Origin of the sequence: Ralstonia sp. ASV6 (assembly GCF_016429285.1) — a bacterium.
GTDB lineage: Bacteria > Pseudomonadota > Gammaproteobacteria > Burkholderiales > Burkholderiaceae > Ralstonia > Ralstonia flaminis.
In genome coordinates, this window is the sequence record NZ_JAELUI010000334.1 from 1 (window position 1) to 705 (window position 705).

Here is a 705-nt window from a genome sequence, read left to right on the forward strand (position 1 = left end):
GTCTGGGAGGCAACGGTGACGGCGTTGCGCACGATCGCGCAGGCGTTGCCGATGATTCCGGCGCTCAAGGCCGTGGTTGCGCATCACATGCAGCACGCCGGCTGGAGCCGCGTGCGGCCGCCCTTGACGGCATTCAGCGCAGAGCAGGCGAATGCACTGCTGGCACAGCTCGATGCATTGGGGTTCTTGATGCCGCCGGTTCAGCAGGTAGCGGCATGAGCGCGTTGTTTTGCTCGGATGGCGCCTCAGGCGCTGGCGCGGTTGCCTTGTTGTTGCTTCTTCAGGCGGCCCAGCACGACGATCGACAGGCGCGCCGTGTGGTCGCGCATTGCATTGTAGGCGCGCTCCGGATCGGCAGCGAGGATGGCGGAGACGATCTCGCGGTGCTCGTCGGTGGCGGCCTCAAAGCGCGACGGCGTTGCCGGTTGCGCGGCGCGGAAGCCCGCCAGGCGCTGGCGTTGCACCGCAATGATCGACGCCAGCGATTTGCTCTGCGCGCCCTTGCAGATCAGCTCGTGAAACTCGCGGTTGAGTTCGAAGTAACCGACTTCATCGCCACGCGCGATGGCGTCGTTCATGTCGCTCTGGAGTACTTCGAGCTGCTTCTTCTCGACCACGCTCATGCGCTGCGCGCTCAGGCGGCAGCACAGGGCTTCGAGCTCGCACATGGCTTCGAGCATATCGGCCAACTCTTCGATGCTGAAC

General features: G+C 64.8%; 1 protein-coding gene and 1 pseudogene. One reads left to right on the forward strand and one right to left on the reverse strand.

The window, feature by feature from the left end; all coding sequences use genetic code 11:
• Positions 1-219: pseudogene (locus tag JHD73_RS27940) on the forward strand (dihydrodipicolinate synthase family protein); the annotation flags it as partial.
• A gap of 26 nt (positions 220-245) precedes the next feature.
• On the opposite strand, the gene JHD73_RS27945 reads toward JHD73_RS27940, so the two are convergent.
• The coding region (locus tag JHD73_RS27945; RefSeq protein WP_199033361.1) for a GntR family transcriptional regulator at positions 246-705 on the reverse strand (460 nt) is incomplete at its 5' end.